At 82.5% G+C, this 479-nt stretch carries 1 protein-coding gene; it reads left to right on the forward strand.

All coding sequences use genetic code 11. From position 1 onward, the window contains the following. Positions 1–174 precede the first annotated feature (174 nt). On the forward strand, positions 175–479 hold a 305-nt coding region (locus ACFXGA_RS36285; RefSeq protein ID WP_378096334.1), incomplete at its 3' end, for a maleylpyruvate isomerase N-terminal domain-containing protein.

The raw sequence follows: 479 nt of genomic DNA on the forward strand, positions 1-479 counted from the left end.
GGGCGCGGTGGGTTTTCCGGGGGGGGGGGGCGTGGGGCGGGGGGTGGCGGCGGGGGCGGTCGCCCACCCGCGGGGGGGGGTGTTTTTCGCGGGGCCGGGGGGCGCCGCCCACGACGACCTGACCCTCCTGGTGTTGCAGGCGTCCTGACCGTCCCGTCGCTACCCTCGGGTGACGTGGAGCCACCCCTCGCCGCGGTCGTCCGCGCGCACCGCAGGCTGCTGGACGTGATCGCCGGGCTCACCGACGCCGCCGTCGCGGCGCCCTCGACGCTGCCGGGCTGGACCCGCGGGCACGTGCTGGCCCACCTCGCCGACGCCGCCCGCGCGCGGGCCCGGGTGGTCGAGCACGCGGCCCGCGGGGAGCGGGTCGCGATGTGGGAGCCCGGGGAGCGGGACGCGATCATCGAGGCCACCGCGTCGCGGGGGGGGGGGGGGGGGCGCCCCCCCCCCCCCCCCCCCCCCCCCCCCCGGGGGCGGGG

It is taken from the genome of Actinosynnema sp. NPDC059335 (assembly GCF_042752395.1).
Taxonomy (GTDB): Bacteria; Actinomycetota; Actinomycetes; order Mycobacteriales; family Pseudonocardiaceae; genus Actinosynnema.